Raw genomic sequence first — 22,861 nt, 5'->3', positions numbered from 1 at the left:
AATTGGGTTTTAAGCTGATAAATCAAATCTAACTATACTGGCTGATATATCACTTTTTATCTGCCACCAAAAACACTGCACCGTACTTAGGCACGGTAACGGTTATGCCACCAGAAATACTCGCCGTATTTGCAGGAATGGACGCATAACTGTCCGAGCCACCAGATTTACCATTTGCAGGCCCAATGCCGTTTATCAAAACCTGGTGGGAAAACGGAGCGTTATCGCCTCCGCCTTTTAGTGTGTAGTAGTAATATTTGTCGCCCGCCGCAAAGTTCTTGATTTTTACGGTTACCACATGGTCGCCATCCGACTGGTTTACCAAAACCACCCCGGCCTGTCCCGATGAAAATGTCGACGCATAGCTGCTAATGTCGCTGCTATTAATAACTATCGAGTTTACCATCCTGTCGCCAAAGTATTTTTGAAAATAATACATGTAATAAAACGCTGGCCTGGGGTTCCATTTGGCTACGCCGGTTTCATCGCCGATGTTAAACATACCCATGTCGTCGCCGCCAGCCCAGCCATTGGCTAAATCCCAGCGACTGGCCATACTAAATTGGTTTTTTAACATCTCGCCCAAACTCATTACCGCGTGCAAACCTGCAATATTCGATACGTTTTGCGCCGATCCGGTTGCTTGTATGTTCCATTCATCCAGCGCCACCGGTTTTTGCATTACGCCAGCCTTGCTAACAGAACTTTTTACCCAGGCCATCAGCTGGCTTGTTGAAGTAGCCGCGGTGTTTAAAATAACCGACGCGCTTGAGTTGTCGTTGTATGGCGTATAATAGTTGTGCACCACAAAATAATCCGGCGAATTACCTGCAGTTGCCAACACATCGGCATTCCAGTTTTTAACGCCTGCGTTGTTGTTAACGTCATCTGTTGAGGTTAGCACCGCCCCAATTTTTATATTGGCGTTCCCCACCTCTGCAGCAGCTTTCCGCATCGAATCCGCAAATACTTTAAAATGGGCACCGTAAACTTTCCCGGTTATAAACTCAGGTTGGCCATCCTTGTTTTGTGATACATCTATACGGTAACCTGCCTCCCAACTGCCGTAGTTTTCGTTGCCTACGTCCCAAAATTGGGTCTTCCCCTTGTCGTACCGAACCCAATTGGCAGCAAGGTGAGCGGCTGCCTGGTCGGGGTGGGGGCCGGTGCCGTAGCGGGCGTAGCCATAGTTAACTATGATAAGGCCCGTGCTGCTGGTTTGCTGCAATACCTTATAATAGTTGTCGATTGTAAATGTCCAGCTTTGGGTGTTGTTCCCATACCAATAACCCGCATCGGAGGCATTGCCCGAGCCATCAAGCAATTTAGCAGGGGCGTCTGCCGGGGCGTTAATAACAGCGCCATCGCCATTCCAAAAATAGATGTCGGATATACTGCCACCCGGTGCGCGCAAAATATTGGGTGCCAACGCGGTTATATTGGCCATCAGCGTCGGGTCGGTAACATACTGGCCCATGTATGGGTTGGTATTATTACCAAATATCAGCTTCGACACTTTAGTGGTAATCTGGCTCAAGTCTACCGTAACGTTTACCACTCCGCTTGTCGATGGTTTTGCCGCATCCTGCGTTCCGGGCACTGCAAATGTCCTGGTTGCCCACCCATCCAGGAAAAAACCTTGCGTGGCGGCAACTGCAGCGTCGGTGCCTGCTACAATTGTACCACTACCTGTGTCAGTGCCTGTATCACCCCCTGTAACTGTGTTAGTTGTTCCCTGTTTTTTGCAGGATTGCAGTATTGCGAATAACCCTATTATTATAACTCCTTTAAAATTCTTCATTTTAGAAATTCTTTAATCATTGAATTTAATTAACCCAATCTAACCTAATCAACTTAATCAACCATTCTCCCAATCAACTCCAAACACGCCCTGCTGTTATGATAGGGGCACTTCCAAATCCCGGCTTTATCCTCGCCCGGCATTACGCCGCCGTTTTCATTTGTGCCCCAAAACCATTCGCCATTTTGCTTATTCAATATTTTCGTTTTTACAAATTCCCAGTTTTTCAGGCTGATGTTTAAATGCTTTTCATCGCCACTTATTTGCCAGGCGTTAAAGAAACCAACCATCGCCTCTGCTTGTACCCACCAGTGTTTTTCTTTTACCAGGCAGTTTTCTTTTGGCTCATATTCGTACCAAAGCCCGCCATCAATATCAAGTCCGGTGATGGTTGCATCGGCCATTGCAATCGTTATTTCCTTTGTTTTTTTGATGCTTGCTTCATCTCCAATTGCCTCCGCCGCTTCCAGCAACAGCCACGTAGCTTCTATATCATGCCCGTAGGATATCAAATCGCCTTTCGCGTTCCAGTTTTCATCAAAAAAGAGCCTGAGATGATTGGTTTTCTTATCGATAAAATGCTCAAAAAAATTATTCAGCAGCATTTTGATATGCTCGCCCAACGCCTTATCCGGCCAAATGCGGTACAAGTTGGTATAGCCTTCCAGTACATGCAGGTGGGTGTTCATTGTCTTTTTTTCGTTGGCGTCTTTGGCGCTCAGGCGCAGGTCGGCGATGGGGTGCCAATCTTTGGTAAAAGCTTCGAAGTAGCCGGTTTTTATTGGGTCGTAGGTTTTTTCAATCAGCAGGTAAAATAGGTCGATTGCCAATTGTTTGGCATTTTCTATTTTGCCGGCGCGATAATATTCACTCAGGGCGTAAATGGTAAACGCGATGGCATAAACTTGCTTTTTGGTATCCAGCGGTTCGCCTTTATAATTAACCGACCAATAAACCCCGCCTTCTTCACTGTCGATAAAATGACTGATGATGTATTGATAGGCCCTATCTGCCATCTCCAGGTATACATGTTCAGGCTGATGATTATAAGCCGCTGCAAACGACCATAAGATCCGCGCGTTTAGTACCGACCCTTTTGGCGCATCGGCTGTCACTAGATTGTCGTCATCAATTTTACCATAAAAGCCACCGTTTGCATTGTCGGGAGCATGAGCGGCCCACCAGGTGAGGATGTTTTTTAATTCATCCGTGAGCTCCTTTTTGAAGATATTTAGTTGTTGTTGTTTCATGGTAGTGTTTTACCTGTCTCACCTATCTCCGCCAAATGCCGAAGCGTTCCAGTTTTACACGCGGAACACCTGGAACGCTTTGAAATATGTTGATTATCAAGTGTTTTGATTTTTTCAAAATGCTCCATAGTTGTTGCTATACTTAAAGGATGTAAGTTTTTGAATTAAAATCAAATAATCCTTTAATCAGGCGAATCATGGTTCAAACCAACGATTTCGCCCTTAAATTTCCATCAATCAACCTGCTCAATGTATTTACTGACGACGCCGAACGCAAACCATCCGCAGGGGTATTCATCACATAATCAACCAACTTGTCGACAGTGCTGGTGGCAACATGCATACGCGTATCCGACGATGCATAGTAAATGTAAACCGTCCCGTCATTATCCGCTATCCAGCCGTTGCAGAACACCACGTTTGACACATCGCCTGTACGTTCTTCACCTTCGGGAGCTAAAAAATAGCTGCCCGGCTTGTGCAGTACTTTGGTTAAATCGTGGAGGTCGGTCATAAACATATATAGCACATAGCGCAGACCGGCGGCGGTATTACGTACCCCATGCGCCAGGTGCAGCCAGCCTTTTGCCGTTTTTATGGGTGTTGGTCCCTGGCCGTTTTTGGCCTCGTAAACGGTGTGGTAATTTTTATTGTCGATGATGGTTTCCTCGTCAACACGGGCGTTTTCCATAGCGTCGGTTAAGCCAAAACCTATGCCGCCACCTTTGCCTGCGCTGATAAAGCCATCCTGCGGGCGGGTATATAACGCATACTTATTATCCACAAACTCCGGGTGCAAAACCACATTGCGCTGCTGGGGCGAATTGGTTATCAAATCGGGCAGGCGCTGCCAGGTAAGTAAATCTTTGGTGCGTGCAATCCCGCAGGCCGCAACGGCCATGCTCTGGTCGTAAGCGGGTGCATCAGGGTCGCGGCGCTCTGTGCAAAACAGGCCATAAATCCAGCCGTCTTGGTGCGCGGTTAGGCGCATGTCGTACACGTTGGTGTCCGGCTCATCGGTTTCCGGTAAATCAACCGGGTACTCCCAAAAAGTAAAATTGCTAAGGCCGTCCGGGCTTTCGGCCACCGCGAAAAATGATTTCCGGTCGGCGCCCTCAACCCTCACCACCATTAAATATTTACCGTTAAGCTTTATGGCACCTGCGTTGAACGTTGCGTTTATACCGAAACGCTCCATTAAATACGGATTGGTTTCGGGGTTTAAATCATAGCGCCAAAATAGCGGTGTATGTGCGGCGGTTAATACCGGATTTTTATAACGGTCGAAAACGCCGTTGCCCAGTCCAGCAATTTCGTTGGGCTTTTTCAGCAACTGCCGGTGCTCAATATCCAGCAGGTTAAGGCGTTTTTCAAAGTCTGTTGTCATATTGTATTTTGTGCTTTGTAATCATTTTTGTGTTTTGCTGAAAACGTATATTGAAGCTTCTCACATTGGCTTGTCTTCGCCTCACCCTGCCCTCTCCAAAGGAGAGGGTTCTAAAAAACGAGCAAAGCTAAAGTCCTCTCCTTTGGAGAGGACTTTAGGTGAGGCGACCAAGTCATGTGAATTCGGTTTACATATTATCCCCTTAATCCCATCACCAATCAATATTCCCCCAATCTATTCCACCATGTCTTCTTCAATATCAATATTATCACCGCCAGTATCCCTATAGTTACCAGCAGCGGCATATGCTGCCCCAGTACCAGGTACATGGGTAAAATGGTGAGGCAGCATTGCGCCATGGTACCAATTACCACGTTGAACATATTTACCTTAAAGTTTTTGTTAGCTTTAAATGTTGGGTCGTCAGCCAGCACAGCCTGCTTAACCGGTTCCCAAAAACCCCATGGCCTGACATTTGAGTAGAATGACTTTAACACAGCCATATCCGTTGGCGGCGTTGCGTAAGCGCCAATGATAGAGCCAGCCAGCGAAAGCGCAAACAAAACAGGGAACCAGTATAACAATTCTCCATCCGGAATAACTATTGATGATACCATTGCCGCCGCTATACCGGTAAGCATCCCCCAGAAAAAACCGCTGGCGTTAAAGCGCCACCAATGCCATTTCAAAACGTTTGATGCAATGTAGCCACCGTAAAGCGCCGATACTATCCATTGCAGCATGCTGTTGATGTCTTTCACAAAAAAGCCCAGCATTACGCCAACCGCCACTACGATAACGCCGACAATATAGTTCATGGTTATTATCTTTTTTGGCGACGCATCCGGGCGGACGTATTTCAGGTAAATATCATTTACAATATAAGCCTGGGCTGCATTCATAGTGCCGCTAAAAGTGCTCATGAAAGCGCCAAGCAAGCCTGCCAACAATAGGCCAACCAACCCGACCGGTAAAAAATTATTGATTACGGCAGGTAGTATCCGCTCAAAATCTATTTTTCCGGCGCCATCATTCAAATTCATTTGGTGATAAAATATCAGCCCCAATATGGTGAGGCTGATGATAAGCGTGTACCTGATAGGCAGCAGGATGATATTTACAAAGCCACTCATTTTACTGGCTTCCTCCGGCGAGCGGGTGGAAAGGATTTTCTGCATGTCGTAATTTGGTGCGGGACCAGCCACGGCTGCAAAAAAACCTTTAAAGGTCATCATCATAAAAAATAGGCCGAATAATGAGTAGCCATCGCTTTTTATTTTGGCGTTAACTTCAGTAATTATGCCCGACCAGTTTAACCCGAGGTGCGAACCAAAAAACGGACTGAACCAACCATTCGGCACATTTAATGGGTGACTGCTTAGCTGCCCGGCTGCTATAAAACCAATCCAAACGCAGGCCACAGTCATTACGCCGTATTTCACCATATCGCCAACTACGATGCTATGCATACCGCCCAGTATGGAATAAAACATAGCAAACAACGTAAATATGATGCCGTACACATGCGGTACATATTGCGGGGCAACGTTAAAAGGGATGTAACCCTTTATCATATCCCAGGGCACAAAAATTTCGATAAACTTACCCAAGCCGATAAAGCCATAGGCCATAAAAGCGAGGCAGCTCAATAGGGCAAAGGCGATAACCACGATCTGCGAAGCTGTTACGCCCGGTCCTGTTTTGCCAAAGCGTGAGGTAAGCCACTCGGCCCCGGTTGCAGCATTTGAGCGGCGAAGCCAGCGCGAGAGGTACATCATTAAAAAAACCTGGTTAAACACCGGCCAAAGCCAGGGTATCCAGATGCTTTTCATGCCGTAAACAAAACACAGGCTCACCATCCACATGGTGCCGCTGATGTCGAACATATCCGATGCGTCGCTCAGGCCCAGCTTGTACCAGGGCAGCGATTTGCCGCCAAGCATGTAGCTTTCTTTATTTTCACGAGCTTTTTTGCGGTACCACAACCCGATAAATATGGTGCTTAGCAGGTAGGCTGCTATTATGGCAATATCAATGGGGTTGAGCTTCATTCGGTTGATTTGAAAATTTGATGATATGCTGATTTGAAGATTAGCTGCATCAAAATGGTTAAATAATTGGTAAGCCTAAAGTAGATTTATTAACAGCGGTTATCTAATACTTTTTTAACCATAAATTTCAATTATTTCACCACCTTCAAATTTTCAATCGCGAATGTTAGTCTTTTTCGCCATTTTCAAATCTTCAAATTAGCAAATCTTCAGATGAAGACACGGTTCCCGGTATACGTTTCCCTAAACTCTTTGGGGATGCATAGCTTTTTGCGTTTAAATATCCTGTTGAAGTTGGAAATGTTATTAAAGCCGCATTTGTAGGCTATTTCGGCAACTGTGGTGGTCGAATCTATGAGCATCCTTGAGGCATGGCCAAGGCGTATTTCGTTCAGGCTATCGATAAATGTTTTGCCGGTGCGCTTTTTAATAAAGCGGCTGAACGAAGCTTCAGGCATATTGGCAATACGGGCGACTTCGGCCAGGGTAACCTGCTTGTTGTAGTTGTTGTTCATATGCTCAAACACTTTTTCGATGCGGCGGCTGTTGTAAAAAAACTTTTCGTTGGTAAAACCGGAATCGGATAACACCTTCATATTGCGCGAGATAGAAAGGTCGTGCAGGATAGATAACAATTCTAGCACCGAGTCGAAACCGGTCTTTTTATCGAGGGCTAATATGCGGCCTTTAAGCGCGGTTATGGTTTCGGGTGTAAATACGATCCCTCTTTGCGAGCGCTCCAGCATACTTTTTAAGAAACTCAGCTGGTTGCGTTTCAGGAATTTTTCGTCAAATAAATCTTTATGAAACTGAATGGTAATTTCAGTTATCGCCTCGCTCTGGCATTGGTTGGTAAACCAGGCATGGTACAGGTTTGGGCCTATCAGCGCCAGCTCCAGGTCATCAATTACTTCAATATTTCCCCCCACCACGCGTTTGGCGCCTTTTGCATTCAAAATCAGGTTCAATTCATACTCCTCGTGATAGTGAAGCGGGAAATCAAACTTCTTTTTTACTCTCGAAAAAATGGTAAAGCAATCGCTTGGTGTTAGCGGGGTGATTTCGCGCATTACGTTGCTCGTAGTCATAATCTAAGTTTAGTGTATAAATCGGTCAAATTGGTGATACGAATTTAACACTTTTGTTGAATTATTAGATATGTTGGAGTAAGTTTTTTACGGGTAATGCGCCAGGTAGCTCAGTATTACAGCCCGGCAGTGCCTGTGTTAAATTCCAGGAAGACTTTTTGACGTTGTTATACTAAACGGATGGTGAACTTGGTGCCCACATTTACTGTACTATCCAACTTAATGGTGCCACCCATTGATTCGATTTGGTTGCGGGTGATGAACAGGCCGATACCTTTGGCGTCGGTGTTTTGATGGAAGGTCTTGTACATGCCAAATACTTTATCGCCATACCGTTCAAGGTCAATGCCGATGCCGTTATCTTCAAATAACATGTAGATATGGTTATTATCCTTTATGGTGCGGCAGGTAATAACCGGTTGCCTGTCCATATGGCGGTATTTGAGTGCATTGGTAAGCAGGTTTTGGAATATGCTTTCCAGGTAGGCTGGTATGTATTCAATTACCGGGCACTGGGTAAAGTCGTATTCAATTTTGGCGTCGGATGCGTCTATATTGCTTTGCAGTGCCGACATCACGTTTTTAAATACTTCTTCAAACTCCAGCGTTTTGCGCTCCTTGTCGATATCGGTATGTATCATCACAATCTCGTTAAGGTGCTCAACGGTAGTAGCCAGGCTGGCACTTATTGATTTGATATGCGCAAACACTTCGGCCCTGTCTTCGGCCGATTCACTTTCCTGGTGCAGGTTAACCATAAACTGCAAATTACCCGAGTGCGAACGCAGGTTGTGGGACACAATGTAAGCGAAGTTTTGCAGGCGTTTATTCTGGTCGTTTAACGAGGCGATGGACGTCTGCAGGGCAAGACCTTTCTTTTTGATGCTATCAATATCCTGCAGTATACCCCTTATTTTAACGCATTTACCATAATCATCAATAATGGGCAGCCCTTTAGCGCGTACCCAAATCAAATTATTTTTTGCCGAACGGAACATCAGCTCCAGGTCATAAGGCTTGCAAAATTTTATGGCATTGTCAATGGCATCATTTATCAGCGGGCGGTACTGGGGCTCAAAAAAACTAACTGCTTCTTCAATACTTAGTTTAAGCTGGTCGTTTAGCTCGTAAATGTCAAAAGCCTCTTTTGATAGCCACAGGCTCATGGTAGGCACATCAATTTCGAATCCGCTTATTTTAGCGATAGTGCCTGTTTCGTTAAAAAGGAAATCGTTTTGTGCCGAGCGCAGGCCCAGTATTTTTGATTTGTTGATGTTTACCAACGAGCCGGTATATTTTGGCGCACCGTTATCATCCCATTTATTGGTAATGCTTTCAAACCATTGGTAGCCCGATGTTTTGGTTAACAGCCTTATTTGTACAGTATTGCTTGGCTCAGCGCTGCGTGTGTGAAGAGCCTTTAAAAAAACAGGCTTGTCATAGTGATAAAGCAGTTCGTCTAAAAAAAAGTTGTAGGAACACTCTATCTCCCCGGGTACGTACCCAAGAATTTTATAGAAACCGGCAGACCATTTAACCTCTTTTGTATTGACGTTAAACTCCCAAATTCCCGCGTTTAATTGATCAATTATTTGAGCAAGATGGGATGCATCATCTGAATAAAAGTCGTTCCCCACGGTAATGCTCATATTGTTATCCAACTCATTTTGTTATAATCAACAGCTACAGGGTTAGTAATAGAAAATTCTATGCCAAAGCCGGCCGGGAGCGAAACCGGCGAGCCTGCTTAATACGAAAACCACCCCGAAATGGTTAGCAATAATATGTAAAATGTTATGAGGTTAAACAATTTGGAGGGCAAAATCGGCAAAACTTAACCATTAATTATCAATGGTTTGCCTGATAGTTCATTTAGCGCATCAGAGGCTATCCACCTGGCACTCTTAGTGTTCTGTAATAAAATCCGTTGGGCGGTTTCAACGGCATGGGTCCGCAGCGTATTGTTTCTTTTACCGATTTGCCGCAAGGCCCAGTTAATCGCTTTCTTTACAAAATTACGATCGTCCCATGCTTCGCGTTCCATTATAGGGAAAAAGGCCCAAAATGCATCGTCAGGGTCTTTTTTATTGTGAATGGCGAATTCGGCCATTAGCACAAAGCCAGCGCGTTTTATAAATTCTTCGGTGCAATTGGTGTACTCAAGGGCCTTGTTTAGTGCAAAATTCGTTCTGTATAACAGGTTGCCGCAAACCTGGTCACAGATGTCCCACGAGTAAAAGTCGTGTACCCATTCGTCGGCTTGCTGTTCGGTAAATTGCTTCGGGTCGGCTATCATCGAAGCGAGCAGCTTTGCTTCGTGAATATTTATTTTCCACAAGGTAAGTGCAAGGTCATGATTGGTCTTTATTTCCTTTGCTATCTTCCTCAATTCGGGGAGGGGGATACCCAATGCGGATTGGTTGTCAATCCCAAAACGCTTCATGCCGGCATGGTGTTTAGCGTTTGATTTTTGTTTGAGAAAGGAGATGGTTTCGTCGATAGTCATGACAAAAAAAGCCGGACTTATGCCCGGCTTAAAAATAGCGAATGATGACGGAAGTCAGAAATCGGAGGTCCGATATTCGAACACAATCGATACCGTGGTTATCTCTGACATCTGACCTCTGTCATCCTAACCTCTTACAAATTCCCTCTTAATTCCTGCTCCCTTTCAATCGCCTCAAACAACGCTTTGAAATTACCTGCACCGAATGATTTTGCACCTTTACGCTGGATGATTTCGAAGAACAGCGTCGGCCTGTCTTCAACGGGTTTGGTGAATATTTGCAGCAGGTAACCTTCGTCGTCACGGTCGACCAAAATGCCCAGTTTTTTCAATGGCTCCAGGTCTTCGTCAATGTGGCCAACGCGGTCAATGAGTTCATCGTAATACGTGGTCGGTACAGTTAAAAACTCGATGCCGCGGCTCTGCAGCGTGGTAACTGTGTTAACAATATCATTGGTTGCCAGGGCCAGGTGCTGTACGCCTTCGCCTTCGTAAAATTCAAGGTATTCTTCAATTTGCGACTTCTTTTTACCTTCTGCCGGTTCATTTATCGGGAACTTTACAAAGCCATTTCCGTTGCTCATCACCTTGCTCATCAGGGCTGAATACTCGGTCGAAATCATTTTATCATCAAAAGTTAAAATGTTACGGAAACCCATAGTCTCCTCGTAAAAATTAACCCACTCATTCATCTTGTGCCAGCCTACGTTGCCTACACAATGGTCGATGTGCACCAGGCCTGTTGGTGTTGGATGGTAGCCCGAATCCATCTTTTCGTAATGTGGTAAAAACGCGCCGGTATAATTTTTACGCTCCACAAAAAGGTGAACGGTTTCGCCATAAAGCTTTATCCCGCTGGTGCGCACTTCGCCAAATTCATCGGTCATGGTTTGCGGCTCCTGGTATGGTTCTGCGCCGCGACTGGTAGTTTGGTAAAAAGCATCGTAAGCATCATCAACAGATAATGCGAGGATTTTTACCCCGTCGCCATGTTTTTTAATGTGCTCGGCAATCGGGTGGTCCGAGTGCAGCGGCGTTGTCAGCACCAGGCGTATTTTCCCTTGCTGTAACACGTACGAAGCGCGGTCGCGCATACCAGTTTCAGGCCCGGCATAAGCCAAATCCTGGAAGCCGAAAGCGGTTTTGTAATAAAAGGCTGCCTGCTTGGCGTTGCCTACGTAAAATTCAACGTGGTCGGTACCGTTAAGCGGTAAAAAATCAGTTGTTTTTTGTTGTTTATCTATGGTAAGTGTTTCCATTTTTTTTAATTAGTGAATTGGTGAGTTAGTGATTAATCGGACGCTTTTTAGCTTTCGCCTTTCAGCTTTTTACCTTTCACCTCAACTTACCCAGCTTTTATAATAATTTTCGTCTTCTATTTTTATTGCGTCTTCGGTTAGCATTAATGGCCTAAAGGGGTCTATCATTACGGCCAGTTCGTCAGTTGCTTCTTTGCCTATCGATTTCTCTACCGAGCCTGGGTGCGGGCCGTGTGGTATGCCACCGGGGTGAAGGGTTATTTGCCCTTTAACCACGCTTTTGCGGCTCATAAAGTCACCATCGACATAGTATAGCAGTTCGTCGCTATCCACGTTGCTGTGGTTGTATGGCGCTGGTATAGACAACGGGTGATAGTCAAACTTCCTTGGTACAAATGAGCAGATCACAAAGTTATGCCCCTCGAATGTTTGGTGTACCGGCGGCGGTTGGTGTAAACGGCCGGTTATCGGCTCAAAATCATGTATCGAAAATGCCCAGGGGTAATGAAATCCATCCCAGCCGATGAAATCGAAAGGGTGAGTGCCATAGATGTAAGGGTATATCAGCCCCTGTTTTTTTATGAGGATTTTGAAGTCGCCTTGTTCATCATGGGTTTCCAAATCGGTGGGCCGTTTAATATCGCGTTCGCAATAAGGCGCTTGTTCCGTCAGCTGCCCGTAGGCATTGGTATAGCGTTTGGGTATGCGGATAGGGCTAAAACTTTCGGTGATGAACAGCCGGTTATCCGGCGTGTCGAATTCCATTTGGTAAATGGTGCCACGGGGGATGATCAGGTAATCGCCGTATACAAATTTGATATTACCATAGCCGGTTTTTAAAGTGCCTGAGCCTTCGTGTATAAACACTACCTCGTCGGCCTGGCTGTTTTTATAAAAATAGTCGGTCATTGACTTGCGCGGGGCAGCCAATGAGATATGTAAATCGCTGTTAACCAGTACGGGCTTGCGGCTCTTTAAGTAATCATCTTCCGGCTCAATTTTAAAACCAATTAAGCTGGTATGTTTAAGGTGTTTTTCGCGGGCAATTTTTGGCTCAACAGAATACGGCTCGCCGAGCTCCTTTACAAGGGTAGGTGGGTAGCAATGGTAAACCAGCGAATACAGGCTGCTAAAGCCCTCGGTCGATACCAGTTCTTCGGCATAAAGCGTACCATCCGGCTTGCGGAATTGCGTGTGCCGCTTTGGCGGAATAGCTCCTAATTTATGGTAAACAGGCATGTTTTTATGTTGAAATGTTAAAACGTTTTAAAGTTGAAAAGTTGTAAGGTTGAAATGTTATCAACTAACTTATTATCAGCAATATAAATTAAACAGTTTTATAATAGAAATAGTTTTAGCTGAACGTGCCAGGTAAAAACCTTACAACTTTTCAACCTTAAAACCTTGCAACAAATTTAGTACTGCGCCAGAACAATTTTAGCGAGCACGGCATCCCTGAAAGAAGAGGCATCACTCATAGAAGTGAGGCCGAGGGAAAAAAGAAAATGCCTTTGTATGCTCATAAATTGGTAATACAAAGTTAGGGTAATTTAATTGAAAAATGCAAAGGAGTCCGAAAGTCGGGAAGTCCGAAAGACGGAAAGACGAAAAATAGCTTGAAAGTTTTAAAGAGCCATCGGCTCGGCCCGTGTTGTAGCGCCGGGTTTCAACCCGGCGTAATTGATAAGTATTTTAAAGAGCCATCGGCTCGGCACATGTTGTAGTGTCGGTTTTTACCCGGCGACGAGAAAGCTGCAGCCATAACACACCATGGGAACATTCCAACTTTACAACTTTTCAACCTTACAACAATTCCAACCACTACAACAATTACAACCTAATTCCTTAGCTTTGGCCCAACCACCAATTATTATAACCGTATGAAGCTAGTTTCCTACAAAACTGAAGACCGCGAACACCTGGGCGTTTTTATAAAAGGGCATATTTATAACCTTAACTCGTGCGATAAGTTGCTGCCTGATAACATGAATGAATTTTTATGGGGCGGTGATGAGCTAATGGAGCGCGCGCAGAAAGTAAATGCTGCAATTACCTCCGGTAAAATGGAAGCTAAGGAAGAACTGTTTTTCGAGATGCTGGCGCCTGTGCCACACCCTACGAGTTGCAGAGATGGCTATGCTTTCAGGCAACACGTAGAGTCTGCTCGTAGAAACAGGGGCGTGGGGATGATAGCCGAGTTCGACCAATACCCGATATTTTACTTCACCAACCATAATGCCATACAAGGCATCGGCGAAATTGAATGTATGCCCGACCACTTTGAAAAGCTTGACTTTGAGCTGGAAGTGGCCGTTGTACTCAACAAAAAAGCGCGCAACGTTAAAGCTGCTGATGCGGATAGCCTGATTGCAGGTTATATGATTATGAATGATATGAGCGCCCGGACTTTGCAGATGGAAGAAATGCTGCTTAATCTTGGCCCGGCTAAAGGAAAAGACTTTTCCACCGTTATAGGCCCTTGGCTGGTAACTCCCGATGAATTGGAAAAATACAAAGTAGCGCCAAAAGCAGGTCATACTGGTAATGCTTATAACCTGGAGATGAAATGCGTGGTTAACGGCAAGCAGGTATCGCAAGGCAATATGGCCGATATGGACTGGACATTTGCTGAAATAATAGAACGTTGCGCTTATGGCTGCGATGTACTCCCAGGCGATGTAATAGGCTCGGGCACTGTAGGTACCGGCTGTTTTCTCGAACTTAACGGAACTGGCTTGCTTAACGACCCTAACTATCAAACCCAATGGCTGCAACCCGGCGACTTGGTAGAAATGGAAGTAACCGGCCTGGGCATGCTGGGCAATGTAATTGAAAAGGCTGATACAGACTTTTCGATATTGAAGCTGAAGAAAAAATAAGCCTGCTTTTATCATGCTCACGCTGAAAACATCCGATTTATCGCCTGTTGAAATACAAGGACTACTAAATTGCGCCGTGGCACCGCGGCCGATTTGCTTTGCGTCTACAATAGATAAAGAAGGCAACATAAACCTTAGCCCGTTCAGCTATTTTAATGTTTTTAGCGTGAACCCGCCGGTTTGTGTGTTCTCGCCATCGCGTAGGGTGAGGGATAATACGACCAAACACACGCTGGAAAACATTAAGGAAGTGCCTGAATGTGTAATCAATATTGTTAACTACGATATGGTTCAGCAGGCATCGTTGGCAAGTGTGGAGTATCCAAAAGGCATTAATGAATTTATAAAAGCAGGCTTCACCATGCTGCCGTCTGACCTGGTTAAGCCGCCAAGAGTTGCGGAGTCGCCGGTGCAATTAGAATGCATAGTAAAGGATATTATTTCATTAGGTGACAGCGCCGGCGCAGGTAACCTGGTAATCGCTGAGGTGAAGCTAATACATGTTGACGAAGCTATTTTGGATCCTTATGGCAAAATTGACCAGGCAAAAATAGATTTAGTCGCCCGCCTCGGTGGTGATTGGTATTGCCGGGTTACCGCAGATAATCTATTCAACGTAGCAAAGCCAAATCGCAATATTGGGATCGGAATTGATGCCATACCTTTTGCAATTCGTAATTCAAAAATACTTACCGGTAATAATTTGGGGCAGTTAGGGAATGTTGAGGACCTACCTGTCGATGAAGAAATTGAAGACTACGCCCAATTACCTGAGATTAAGGCGCTGTTGAATGCCACTATTGGCGATAATCAAAACCGTGAGCTACAATTACATTTGAAAGCTAAAGAATCGCTGGATATGGGTAATGTTGACGAAGCGTGGAAGATATTGTTGATGAAACCTTAAAAAGCCCGTTAAATCCATTTTGTCATTGCGAGCGAGGAACGAGCGCGGCAACCGCGAACTTTACAGGGCGGCCTCGCAAAGTTTGCGATTGCTTCGTCCCTCGCATTGACAAAGTTTTGTAACGCTAATTATAAGATATTTAACTCACTCAATTTCTCCCTCAAAACATCCGCGCCAGTAAAATGTATCGATTTTATCCCCAATTTTTCAGCTGCTAAAATATTGCGGTAGTTATCATCAATAAACAAAGCCTCTTCTGCTTTAACATTATGCCTATCCAGTAATAACTGGTAAAACTCCGGCGCAGGTTTACGCATTTTTTCGGCGCCTGATACTACAATACCATCAAACCAATGCAAAAACTCAAATCGCTCCAACGCTACCGGGAACGTCTCGGCCGACCAATTGGTTAGCGCATATGTTTTGTATTTGCCGCTTTCTTTCAGCTCTTTAAAGAGCTCAACCGTGTCGTGAAAAGCGTCGCCCAGCATTTCTTCCCAGCGGCCATAAAATGCACGTATATTTTCTTCATGCTCCGGAAATTGTTTAACCAGTATTTCGGTGCCTTCGGCAAGCGGGCGACCAGCGTCCTGTTCTTCGTTCCAGTCGGAAGTGGTTATAGTAGCGAGGAAGTTTTTCATTTCTTCCTCGTCGCTGAAGATGGTGCGGTACATGTAGTGTGGGTTCCAGTCAATTAAAACTGCGCCAAGGTCGAAGATGATGGTGGTTATCATAGGGTAAAAATAAAAATCTTACGCGGAAGTGCCATTCGCTTCCCACAAAATATTCACCGCCGATAACTGTTCATTTTCCAGCCGCAATTCCTTATTAACTGTGAAGCCATTTTTAAGATAAAAATCTATAGGCGATGGATAAGGCCGGCCATCCGGTTTTACATCATTGTTATGGTCAATTGCCCATGCGAATAATTTAGGACCTTCTTTTTTTAGCTCGTTCAGTAAAATAGTGCCGTAACCTTTTCCATAGTATGCGCTGTTTAGCATAATAAAAAAGCTACGTACCGGCCCTGCGGCAAATGTTGCTGCCCAACCGGCGAGGCTACCTGCATCAATTAAAAGGTAGTGTTTTGTATCGACGAGTGGACTTAAGAAGGCATCAAACTCATTCATCCCTGGCATTTGCAGTTTAACCGGGTATTCCGAATTCCAGATTTTTAAAGCTGCCTGCTTTTGTTCGGGTGTCAAATATGTTTGAGTTTGTATTTTCATCTGTAATTTAAACGGCCGGCTGTGGGGACACAGCTGGCGGATTAGAATCCGTTGTTTGTGCCCTCCCAACAACAATTACTTATTCATTCTCCAACAAATATCTTTTAAATCCTTCAAAATCCTTACCCAAACTTTTTGCGTGCTTTTCTTTTTTATGCAGATTTTCCACTTGCTGCGGTACTTCAATTTTCTCGGCAATACTTTCAGGGAAAACATCAGGGAACTTGCAGGGGTGGGCGGTTGATAAAAACACACCGGCAGTATCGGCCTTGTAATTATCCTGCTGGTAATCGCGCAAGGCTTGCCAGGCAATGGCCGTATGAGGGCAGACTACGTAGTTATAATTGTCGTTAATAAACTTAATTGCCTCAAGCGTTTCTTCATCATTATAACGATAACCGGTAACCAGCGTTTTGAGAACATTAACGTCCTCCTTAAACATATCAGCAATGCGCACCCAATTGCTCGGGTCGCCAACATCCATGGCATTACTTAACGTAGCCACCGATGGTTTTGGCTGATAAACACCTGACTTCAAATATTCCGGCACGGTATCATTAGCGTTGGTGGCTGCAATAAAATGTGTAACTGGCAGCCCCATTTTCCAGGCTAACAAACCCGCGCCAATATTGCCAAAATTGCCACTGGGTACAGAGAAGATCGCTTTACTGATACCTTGCTTTAGTAATTGTGCGTAAGCATTGAAGTAATAAAACGTTTGAGGAATAAGCCGTGCAATATTGATGGAATTAGCCGAAGTTAACCTGAATTTTTCATTCAGTTCTTTATCAGTAAAAGCCTGCTTAACCAGCGCCTGGCAATCATCAAAAGTACCATCGACTTCCACAGCCCGAATGTTCTGACCGTTTGTGGTTAGCTGTAGTTCCTGTATATCGCTCACCTTGCCTTTAGGGTAAAGTATGGTAACGCGGGTATTGGGAACACCCAAAAAGCCAAGCGCCACCGCGCCGCCGGTATCGCCTGAAGTTGCTACCAATACATCCAGTTGTTTTTCGCCTTCTTCCAAAAAGTAGCTCATCACCCGGCTCATAAAGCGCGCGCCAAAATCTTTAAACGCCAGGGAAGGGCCGTGCCATAACTCCAGCACATAAACGTTTTCTTCCAGCTTTACTACCGGGGCTAAAAAGTTGATGGCATCATGAATAATAGCTTTTAAATCATGAGCCGGTATATCGTCGCCGATTAAATTTTGCGCTACATGGAAGGCAATTTCAGGCAGGGTATATTGGTCGAGGTTGTTTAAAAACTTGTCGTCAAGCCGCGGGATGGTAACGGGCATATAAAGGCCCTTGTCCTGCGGCATGCTGTTAAAAACTGCGTCTTTGAAGGATACGCGGGTGGATGAGTTTTTGGTACTGTATAGTTGCATTTTGTTGTTTCTTAATATTTTTTCTCAAAAAGCTCCGTCATTGCGAGGAACGAAGCAACCTCTGCTAAGGACAATCAGGCACCTTTATGTTTGTGGATAGATAAAAGCCGCTTTTTGGTTCCCACAATGCTTTTGCTCCATGATTGGCATGCGTAGAGGTTGCTTCGTTCCTCGCAATGACGCGTGGTGAGTGATTCGCACATCATCCAATCACTCTCGGCCCTTTATCATTAATTGTCGATATGTAAGCATTGCTTCCAATACTAATCTCGGTTAAGTGTTTTTGCAATTTTTCGGTGATGCGATTAGCAGTGTCTTCATCCCTTGCAAATGCAAAAACAGATGGCCCTGAACCACTGATACCAAAGCTTACTGCGCCCAACTCCATCGCCATTTCGCGCATCTTATAAAAATCGGGTATCAGCATGGAGCGTACCGGTTCAACCAAAATATCTTTCATACTGCGGCCAATCAGGTCAATGTCGTTCATAAACAAACCGCTCACCAACCCTGCAATATTGCCCCACTGGGTAACCGCATCTTTCATCAGGATGTTCTTGCGGATAATCTGCCGGGCCTCGCGGGTGGGCACGTCAACATCCGGAAATACAATTGCGCAATATAAACCTTCCGGGTGTGGCAGCCTAACTACATCCAATGGCTCATAACTGCGTATCAGCACAAAACCGCCGAATAGGGCAGGGGCAACGTTATCGGCATGCCCATGACCGCAGGCCATTTCCTCACCCTTCATGGCGAAGGGCAGCAGGTTTATGGGGTCGGTATCATCGCCTAAAAGCGTTTTTATTGCATACAAGCCAGCTACGGTACTTGCCGAACTGGAGCCTAAACCGCTACCGATAGGCATTCTTTTATGAAGTTCAATATCCAGCCCGATATCAGCACGACCGATACTGTTTAAATAATGTTGTACGCTTACGCTTACTGTATTTTTTGCAGGATCCATCGGCAGACGGCCATCGTCGCCGGTAATTTTGCTGATGGTAATACCAGGTTTGTTGGTGACGCGCATTATTACCTCGTCGCCGGGCTCATTAACTGCAAAGCCCAAAACATCAAAGCCACAAACTACGTTGGCAACGGTAGCAGGGGCGAAGACAGCAATCGTTGAGCCCCCCCCGCCTCCGCCAGCTGGCGGAAGAGCTTGATTAGCAAGCGGGCTTTTTAGTTCTTGTATATTATTTTCCATATTAATTATCAGTTATAGTTCCCCCTTCAGGGGGTTAGGGGGGCTCGGCGTTAGATTCCCACATTTATTAAATCTGCAAATACGCCCGCTGCGGTCACCTCGGCGCCAGCACCGGGGCCTTTTACTACCAGTGGCCGTTCGCGGTACCTGTCGGTAGTGAATGAAATAATATTATCACTGCCCGATAGCGTGAAGAACGGGTGGCTTTCATCAACCATTTGCAGGGTAATGGCTGCCTTGCCATCTTCCAGTTTACCGATGTACCGCACTACCTTATTTTCCGCTGCTGCCTTTGCTTTCAACTTTGCGAAAAACGCATCCTCAGCTTTTAGCGCCGCGTAAAAATCGTCGACAGTTTGGGCATCAAGACATGCCTGCGGCAACATATTCTCGATGTGCACATCGGCTTCCTCCATTGGGTAACCTGCATCGCGGGCGAGTATCAAAATCTTGCGCATAAAGTCTTTGCCGCTCAGATCATCGCGCGGGTCGGGTTCGGTGTAACCTTTTTCCTGTGCTTCTTTTACCACATCGTGGAAGTTGGCATCACCTTTAAAATTATTAAAGATAAACGAAATAGTGCCCGACAATATAGCCTCAATTTTCGCTATCCTGTCGCCACTGTTCATCAAATCTTTTAGCGTGCGGATGATGGGTAAGCCCGCGCCCACGTTTGTCTCATAAAAAAAGTCAACCCCATGCTGATGTGCCGCATCATGAAAGGTTTTGTATTGTTTATATGATGCCGAGTTCCCGATTTTATTGCAGGTGATAACGGAGATGTTCGATTTAAAAACCTCTTCATAAAACTCAACCGGTTTGGGGCTGGCGGTATTATCAATAAATACGCAGTTGGGCAGGTTCATGCTCTTCATGCGGGCCACAAACTCTTTTAAATCGGCCGCTTCGTCCGATGATTGTAATTCATCCTGCCAGCTATCCAACGATATACCGTCCGCATTAAAAATCATTTTACGGGTATTGCTGATGCCTGCAATTTTAACCTGTATGCCGTTGTGCTCCTGTAAATAAGCGCTGTGTGCATTCAATTGTTTAAACAAAGTTTGGCCGATATTACCGGTTCCTAAACAAAATGCATGCAGTGTTTTGGTAAGCTGGGTAAAAAAGCCATCGTGTACCGCATTAAGCGCTTTGGCCAAATCATGTGCGCTAATAATTACGGAGATATTATACTCTGAAGAACCCTGTGCAATAGCCCTTACGTTAACGCCATTACGGCCAAGGGCATGGAACAGCTTGCCCGATACGCCGGGCGTTTGCTTCATGTTTTCGCCTACGATGGCTAAAATTGCGAGGTTCTGCTCTATAACCACATCGTCCAGTTTTTTGGCAAGCAGCTCCAGCTCAAACTCCTGTTCAATCAGTTGGCGGGCCCTTTCAGTATCGCCTGGCTGAACAGCGAAGGTAATGCTATGCTCAGATGACGACTGGGTAATCAATATAATGTTGATTTGCTCCCTGGCCAGTAATGAAAACAGCCTGCCGCTAAAGCCAGATTTACCCACCATACCGCTGCCTTCAAGGTTAATAATGCTGATGTTATTGATGGACGAAATGCCCTTTATTGGCAGATTTGATGGTTTGCAATCGTGACGGATAACAGTTCCTTCAAACTCCGGTTCAAAAGTGTTTTTGATGACGATCGGGATCTTCTTCAAAAATGCCGGTATCATGGTTGGCGGGTAAATAACCTTCGCGCCAAAGTAGGATAGCTCCATCGCTTCGGTATAGGTAAGTTCGGGCAGACTGAACGCTTTTTTTACCATGCGGGGGTCCGCAGTCATCATGCCGTTAACGTCGGTCCAGATTTGTATTTCCTGCGCATTTAAGGCAGAGCCAAATATAGCGGCGGTATAATCACTGCCGCCACGGCCGAGGGTGGTTACCTGACCTTGATCATTCGCGGCGATAAAGCCGGTTACAAAAAGCATTTTTTCGCTGTGTTCCTGCTGATAGCCGCGGATCAATTGCTCTGTCAATTCGATATTTACTTTTGCCTGGCCAAACGAGCTATCGGTCCTGATTAAATCCGCAGCATCCACACAATGCGACTGCGGGAAATGCTGCGCGGCAATTTTGCAGATCATCAGGGTCGAGCAGCGCTCGCCGAAACTTAGTACTTGATCGCGGGTTTTTGGGGTAAGTTCTTGTAAAGTAAGTATGCCCTGCAGCAAATCTTCCAGCTGGTTAAAAAATATCTTAAGGCGGGTTAAGGCGGGGTTTTGGTTTTGAATGTTCAATAAAGCCTTAACTACATCAAAATGGCGTCTTTCCAATTCAGCTAACGATGGCGTAAAATCAACCCCGTTTGCGGCGCCTTCAGCCATTGATACCAGCAGGTTGGTTACACCGCTCATGGCAGAGAGGACGACAACAGGCTTTTCGCCTTTATCAACTTCAGCCTTTAAAATGTTTAATAAGGTTTGGATGCTTTGAACAGAGCCTACGGAAGTACCGCCAAATTTTAGAATCTTCATAATGGTTATTAAAACAAAACGCCTTCCTCTTTTCGGAGGAAGGCGTTCATGTGGTTTTTATGTTTTTACACCATACGACTATCTTCCTCCGGATTTAATGCTGGTGGTTGTTGTAGTTGTCGATGTGGTGATTGTAAGTATCATATAATGTCTGTAAAGGAAGTAGATATTTTTTTAATAAGCAAGAGGTATTTTATTTTTTATGAAAATTTGAATAAGGTGGCCGAATTCGGTAAGCCAATTGCGATTATGGTAATTGAAAGCATGCAGTGGCGCAATACTTTGCGTTTCGCAGTTAAATTAATTCGAAGCGAGTAGTTTGTAAATCTTTCGATGACTTTCGCTCGGGCTTATCAGGTCGATGCCATTTTTATATTCATTATAACGTTTGTCGAGGGTGTTTTTTATTTCATCGGTATAGGGCAGCTCATCATTTTCTACAGATTCACCATCCAACTTCAACTGTTTCATGTGCTTTGATAATTTTACTTTTTTAGTGTTGATTTTTGTCATACCTCTTTATATAAATACCATTTGGAAATAAATTTGTCGCTGTATACATTCTTTCAGACTTTAATAATAATTCTCCGGCTTAAGCCGTTTAGCCAGTAGTCCTGTCGCCTTTTCCAAATTAATTTCAGCCACAAAAACACCCGGTAGCCCATACGCACTGTGGGCAACACATTTACCATCGGGGGCGATCAGCGCGCTGGCCGAATCAGGAAACAGGGATGCGTAGTTCGAACTGGCGAAATAGATAGTATTTTCCAGCGCACGCATCATCATTGCTTTCTCGTAATAAGGATTGTTTTTGTGACCAAATTCTGTTAGCTGCGGCCCTTCAATATTGCTGCCAGTGCAATGTGGATGAAAAACTATCTGCGCCCCGTTGCGTGCAGCCCAGCGCACAGATTCAGGGTATCTAAACCCCTCGTGGCAAATGGTGACGCCAATTTTTACTCCGTCTATTTCAAATATATGGCGCGTGGTTCCCGCCGACCAAATATTGTCCTCGCTTGGGTCTAACTGGTTTTTGGCCTGGTAGCCCAGTACCTCACCCTTGCGCGAAATTACATGGGCGATGTTGTAAACCTTGTCGTCGTCGTACCAGTCCATCGGCAAAATAATGGCGATGTTGTTTTCGGCGGCTATTGCACTTGCTTTTTGAAGTGCCGTTTGCATTTTTTCGGGCGAGCCTGGCTCAATTTCATTTTCTTCCAAGGGGTAACCCGGAATAAACGACTCGGGGAAGCAAACAATTGCTGCGCCTTTTCCGGCGGCTTCTTTGGTCAATTTTTCAAGCCAGTAAAGCCCGTCGTTAATAGATTTTGGGAATGGAGGAGAGGCAACTGCTACTTTCATAACGTAAATAAACGGATGCTAACAAATTTAATACCTTTGCTTCA

The 22,861-nt window shown here is 45.1% G+C and carries 18 protein-coding genes; 2 read left to right on the top strand and 16 right to left on the bottom strand.

Annotation, left to right across the window (positions count from 1 at the left end; all coding sequences use genetic code 11):
* Positions 1–49: 49 nt before the first annotated feature.
* From Q0R52_RS04600 to Q0R52_RS04560, 9 genes are all read right to left on the bottom strand, one after another.
* Positions 50–1,801 (bottom strand): alpha-L-arabinofuranosidase, encoded by a 1,752-nt coding sequence (locus Q0R52_RS04600; protein ID WP_295792594.1) that lies wholly within the window; start codon positions 1,799–1,801, stop codon positions 50–52.
* Positions 1,802–1,854: 53 nt separating this feature from the next.
* Positions 1,855–3,051, bottom strand: a complete 1,197-nt coding sequence (locus Q0R52_RS04595; RefSeq protein ID WP_295792592.1) for an AGE family epimerase/isomerase — start codon at positions 3,049–3,051, stop codon at positions 1,855–1,857.
* Positions 3,052–3,253: 202 nt separating this feature from the next.
* Positions 3,254–4,438 carry a glycosidase gene (locus Q0R52_RS04590; protein WP_295792591.1) on the bottom strand — a complete coding sequence of 395 codons (1,185 nt, stop codon included), beginning with the start codon at positions 4,436–4,438 and terminating at the stop codon, positions 3,254–3,256.
* Between the two features lie 218 nt (positions 4,439–4,656).
* Positions 4,657–6,489, bottom strand: a complete 1,833-nt coding sequence (locus Q0R52_RS04585) for a sodium:solute symporter family protein (RefSeq protein ID WP_295792589.1) — start codon at positions 6,487–6,489, stop codon at positions 4,657–4,659.
* Between the two features lie 209 nt (positions 6,490–6,698).
* A complete protein-coding gene (locus tag Q0R52_RS04580; protein WP_252788007.1) occupies positions 6,699–7,577 on the bottom strand; it encodes an AraC family transcriptional regulator in 879 nt (292 codons plus the stop codon).
* A 167-nt stretch (positions 7,578–7,744) separates the two neighbouring features.
* Positions 7,745–9,226 (bottom strand): PAS domain-containing sensor histidine kinase, encoded by a 1,482-nt coding sequence (locus Q0R52_RS04575; RefSeq protein WP_295792587.1) that lies wholly within the window; start codon positions 9,224–9,226, stop codon positions 7,745–7,747.
* A gap of 185 nt (positions 9,227–9,411) precedes the next feature.
* The gene (locus Q0R52_RS04570; RefSeq protein ID WP_295792585.1) at positions 9,412–10,083 is read right to left on the bottom strand and encodes a DNA alkylation repair protein; all 672 of its coding nucleotides are present in this window, start codon (positions 10,081–10,083) and stop codon (positions 9,412–9,414) included.
* A 134-nt stretch (positions 10,084–10,217) separates the two neighbouring features.
* Entirely contained in the window at positions 10,218–11,342 is a 1,125-nt protein-coding gene (gene hppD, locus Q0R52_RS04565; protein ID WP_252788004.1) for a 4-hydroxyphenylpyruvate dioxygenase, read from the bottom strand.
* A gap of 81 nt (positions 11,343–11,423) precedes the next feature.
* On the bottom strand, positions 11,424–12,581 hold the full coding sequence (locus tag Q0R52_RS04560) for a homogentisate 1,2-dioxygenase (RefSeq protein ID WP_295792580.1): 1,158 nt from the start codon (positions 12,579–12,581) through the stop codon (positions 11,424–11,426).
* Between the two features lie 641 nt (positions 12,582–13,222).
* Between Q0R52_RS04560 and Q0R52_RS04555 the strand changes: the two genes are divergently transcribed.
* Entirely contained in the window at positions 13,223–14,221 is a 999-nt protein-coding gene (locus Q0R52_RS04555) for a fumarylacetoacetate hydrolase family protein (RefSeq protein WP_295792579.1), read from the top strand.
* 13 nt (positions 14,222–14,234) lie between these two features.
* Positions 14,235–15,128: a flavin reductase family protein gene (locus tag Q0R52_RS04550; protein ID WP_295792578.1), complete on the top strand. Its 894-nt coding sequence runs from the start codon at positions 14,235–14,237 to the stop codon at positions 15,126–15,128.
* Between the two features lie 128 nt (positions 15,129–15,256).
* Here Q0R52_RS04550 and Q0R52_RS04545 read toward each other — a convergent pair whose 3' ends face one another.
* The 7 genes from Q0R52_RS04545 to Q0R52_RS04515 form a co-directional block, all read right to left on the bottom strand.
* The gene (locus tag Q0R52_RS04545) at positions 15,257–15,862 is read right to left on the bottom strand and encodes an HAD family phosphatase (RefSeq protein WP_295792576.1); all 606 of its coding nucleotides are present in this window, start codon (positions 15,860–15,862) and stop codon (positions 15,257–15,259) included.
* A gap of 18 nt (positions 15,863–15,880) precedes the next feature.
* Complete coding sequence (locus Q0R52_RS04540; protein WP_295792574.1) at positions 15,881–16,357, bottom strand: GNAT family N-acetyltransferase; 477 nt, start codon at positions 16,355–16,357, stop codon at positions 15,881–15,883.
* Positions 16,358–16,436: 79 nt separating this feature from the next.
* Positions 16,437–17,747, bottom strand: coding sequence for a threonine synthase (gene thrC, locus Q0R52_RS04535; RefSeq protein WP_295792571.1), 1,311 nt, complete (start codon positions 17,745–17,747; stop codon positions 16,437–16,439).
* A gap of 202 nt (positions 17,748–17,949) precedes the next feature.
* Positions 17,950–18,957 (bottom strand): homoserine kinase, encoded by a 1,008-nt coding sequence (locus Q0R52_RS04530; protein WP_295792570.1) that lies wholly within the window; start codon positions 18,955–18,957, stop codon positions 17,950–17,952.
* Between the two features lie 50 nt (positions 18,958–19,007).
* On the bottom strand, positions 19,008–21,455 hold the full coding sequence (thrA, locus tag Q0R52_RS04525) for a bifunctional aspartate kinase/homoserine dehydrogenase I (RefSeq protein WP_295792568.1): 2,448 nt from the start codon (positions 21,453–21,455) through the stop codon (positions 19,008–19,010).
* A 300-nt stretch (positions 21,456–21,755) separates the two neighbouring features.
* Positions 21,756–21,968, bottom strand: coding sequence for a hypothetical protein (locus Q0R52_RS04520; RefSeq protein WP_295792567.1), 213 nt, complete (start codon positions 21,966–21,968; stop codon positions 21,756–21,758).
* 60 nt (positions 21,969–22,028) lie between these two features.
* Entirely contained in the window at positions 22,029–22,817 is a 789-nt protein-coding gene (locus tag Q0R52_RS04515) for a carbon-nitrogen hydrolase family protein (RefSeq protein WP_295792566.1), read from the bottom strand.
* Between the last annotated feature and the right edge of the window lie 44 nt (positions 22,818–22,861).

This window comes from Mucilaginibacter sp., from assembly GCF_025359345.1.
Lineage (GTDB): Bacteria > Bacteroidota > Bacteroidia > Sphingobacteriales > Sphingobacteriaceae > Mucilaginibacter.
The sequence above is the reverse complement of the archived record's forward strand: the minus strand, read 5'-3'. Positions and strand labels throughout refer to the sequence as shown.

Excerpts from the sequence above, each read along its gene's own strand:
- Q0R52_RS04600 (WP_295792594.1), bottom strand. The coding sequence starts at position 1,801 with ATGAAGAATTTTAAAGGAGTTATAATAATAGGGTTATTCGCAATACTG.
- Q0R52_RS04595 (WP_295792592.1), bottom strand. The coding sequence starts at position 3,051 with ATGAAACAACAACAACTAAATATCTTCAAAAAGGAGCTCACGGATGAA.
- Q0R52_RS04590 (WP_295792591.1), bottom strand. The coding sequence starts at position 4,438 with ATGACAACAGACTTTGAAAAACGCCTTAACCTGCTGGATATTGAGCAC.
- Q0R52_RS04585 (WP_295792589.1), bottom strand. The coding sequence starts at position 6,489 with ATGAAGCTCAACCCCATTGATATTGCCATAATAGCAGCCTACCTGCTA.
- Q0R52_RS04580 (WP_252788007.1), bottom strand. The coding sequence starts at position 7,577 with ATGACTACGAGCAACGTAATGCGCGAAATCACCCCGCTAACACCAAGC.
- Q0R52_RS04575 (WP_295792587.1), bottom strand. The coding sequence starts at position 9,226 with ATGAGCATTACCGTGGGGAACGACTTTTATTCAGATGATGCATCCCAT.
- Q0R52_RS04570 (WP_295792585.1), bottom strand. The coding sequence starts at position 10,083 with ATGACTATCGACGAAACCATCTCCTTTCTCAAACAAAAATCAAACGCT.
- hppD (WP_252788004.1), bottom strand. The coding sequence starts at position 11,342 with ATGGAAACACTTACCATAGATAAACAACAAAAAACAACTGATTTTTTA.
- Q0R52_RS04560 (WP_295792580.1), bottom strand. The coding sequence starts at position 12,581 with ATGCCTGTTTACCATAAATTAGGAGCTATTCCGCCAAAGCGGCACACG.
- Q0R52_RS04555 (WP_295792579.1), top strand. The coding sequence starts at position 13,223 with ATGAAGCTAGTTTCCTACAAAACTGAAGACCGCGAACACCTGGGCGTT.
- Q0R52_RS04550 (WP_295792578.1), top strand. The coding sequence starts at position 14,235 with ATGCTCACGCTGAAAACATCCGATTTATCGCCTGTTGAAATACAAGGA.
- Q0R52_RS04545 (WP_295792576.1), bottom strand. The coding sequence starts at position 15,862 with ATGATAACCACCATCATCTTCGACCTTGGCGCAGTTTTAATTGACTGG.
- Q0R52_RS04540 (WP_295792574.1), bottom strand. The coding sequence starts at position 16,357 with ATGAAAATACAAACTCAAACATATTTGACACCCGAACAAAAGCAGGCA.
- thrC (WP_295792571.1), bottom strand. The coding sequence starts at position 17,747 with ATGCAACTATACAGTACCAAAAACTCATCCACCCGCGTATCCTTCAAA.
- Q0R52_RS04530 (WP_295792570.1), bottom strand. The coding sequence starts at position 18,957 with ATGGAAAATAATATACAAGAACTAAAAAGCCCGCTTGCTAATCAAGCT.
- thrA (WP_295792568.1), bottom strand. The coding sequence starts at position 21,455 with ATGAAGATTCTAAAATTTGGCGGTACTTCCGTAGGCTCTGTTCAAAGC.
- Q0R52_RS04520 (WP_295792567.1), bottom strand. The coding sequence starts at position 21,968 with ATGACAAAAATCAACACTAAAAAAGTAAAATTATCAAAGCACATGAAA.
- Q0R52_RS04515 (WP_295792566.1), bottom strand. The coding sequence starts at position 22,817 with ATGAAAGTAGCAGTTGCCTCTCCTCCATTCCCAAAATCTATTAACGAC.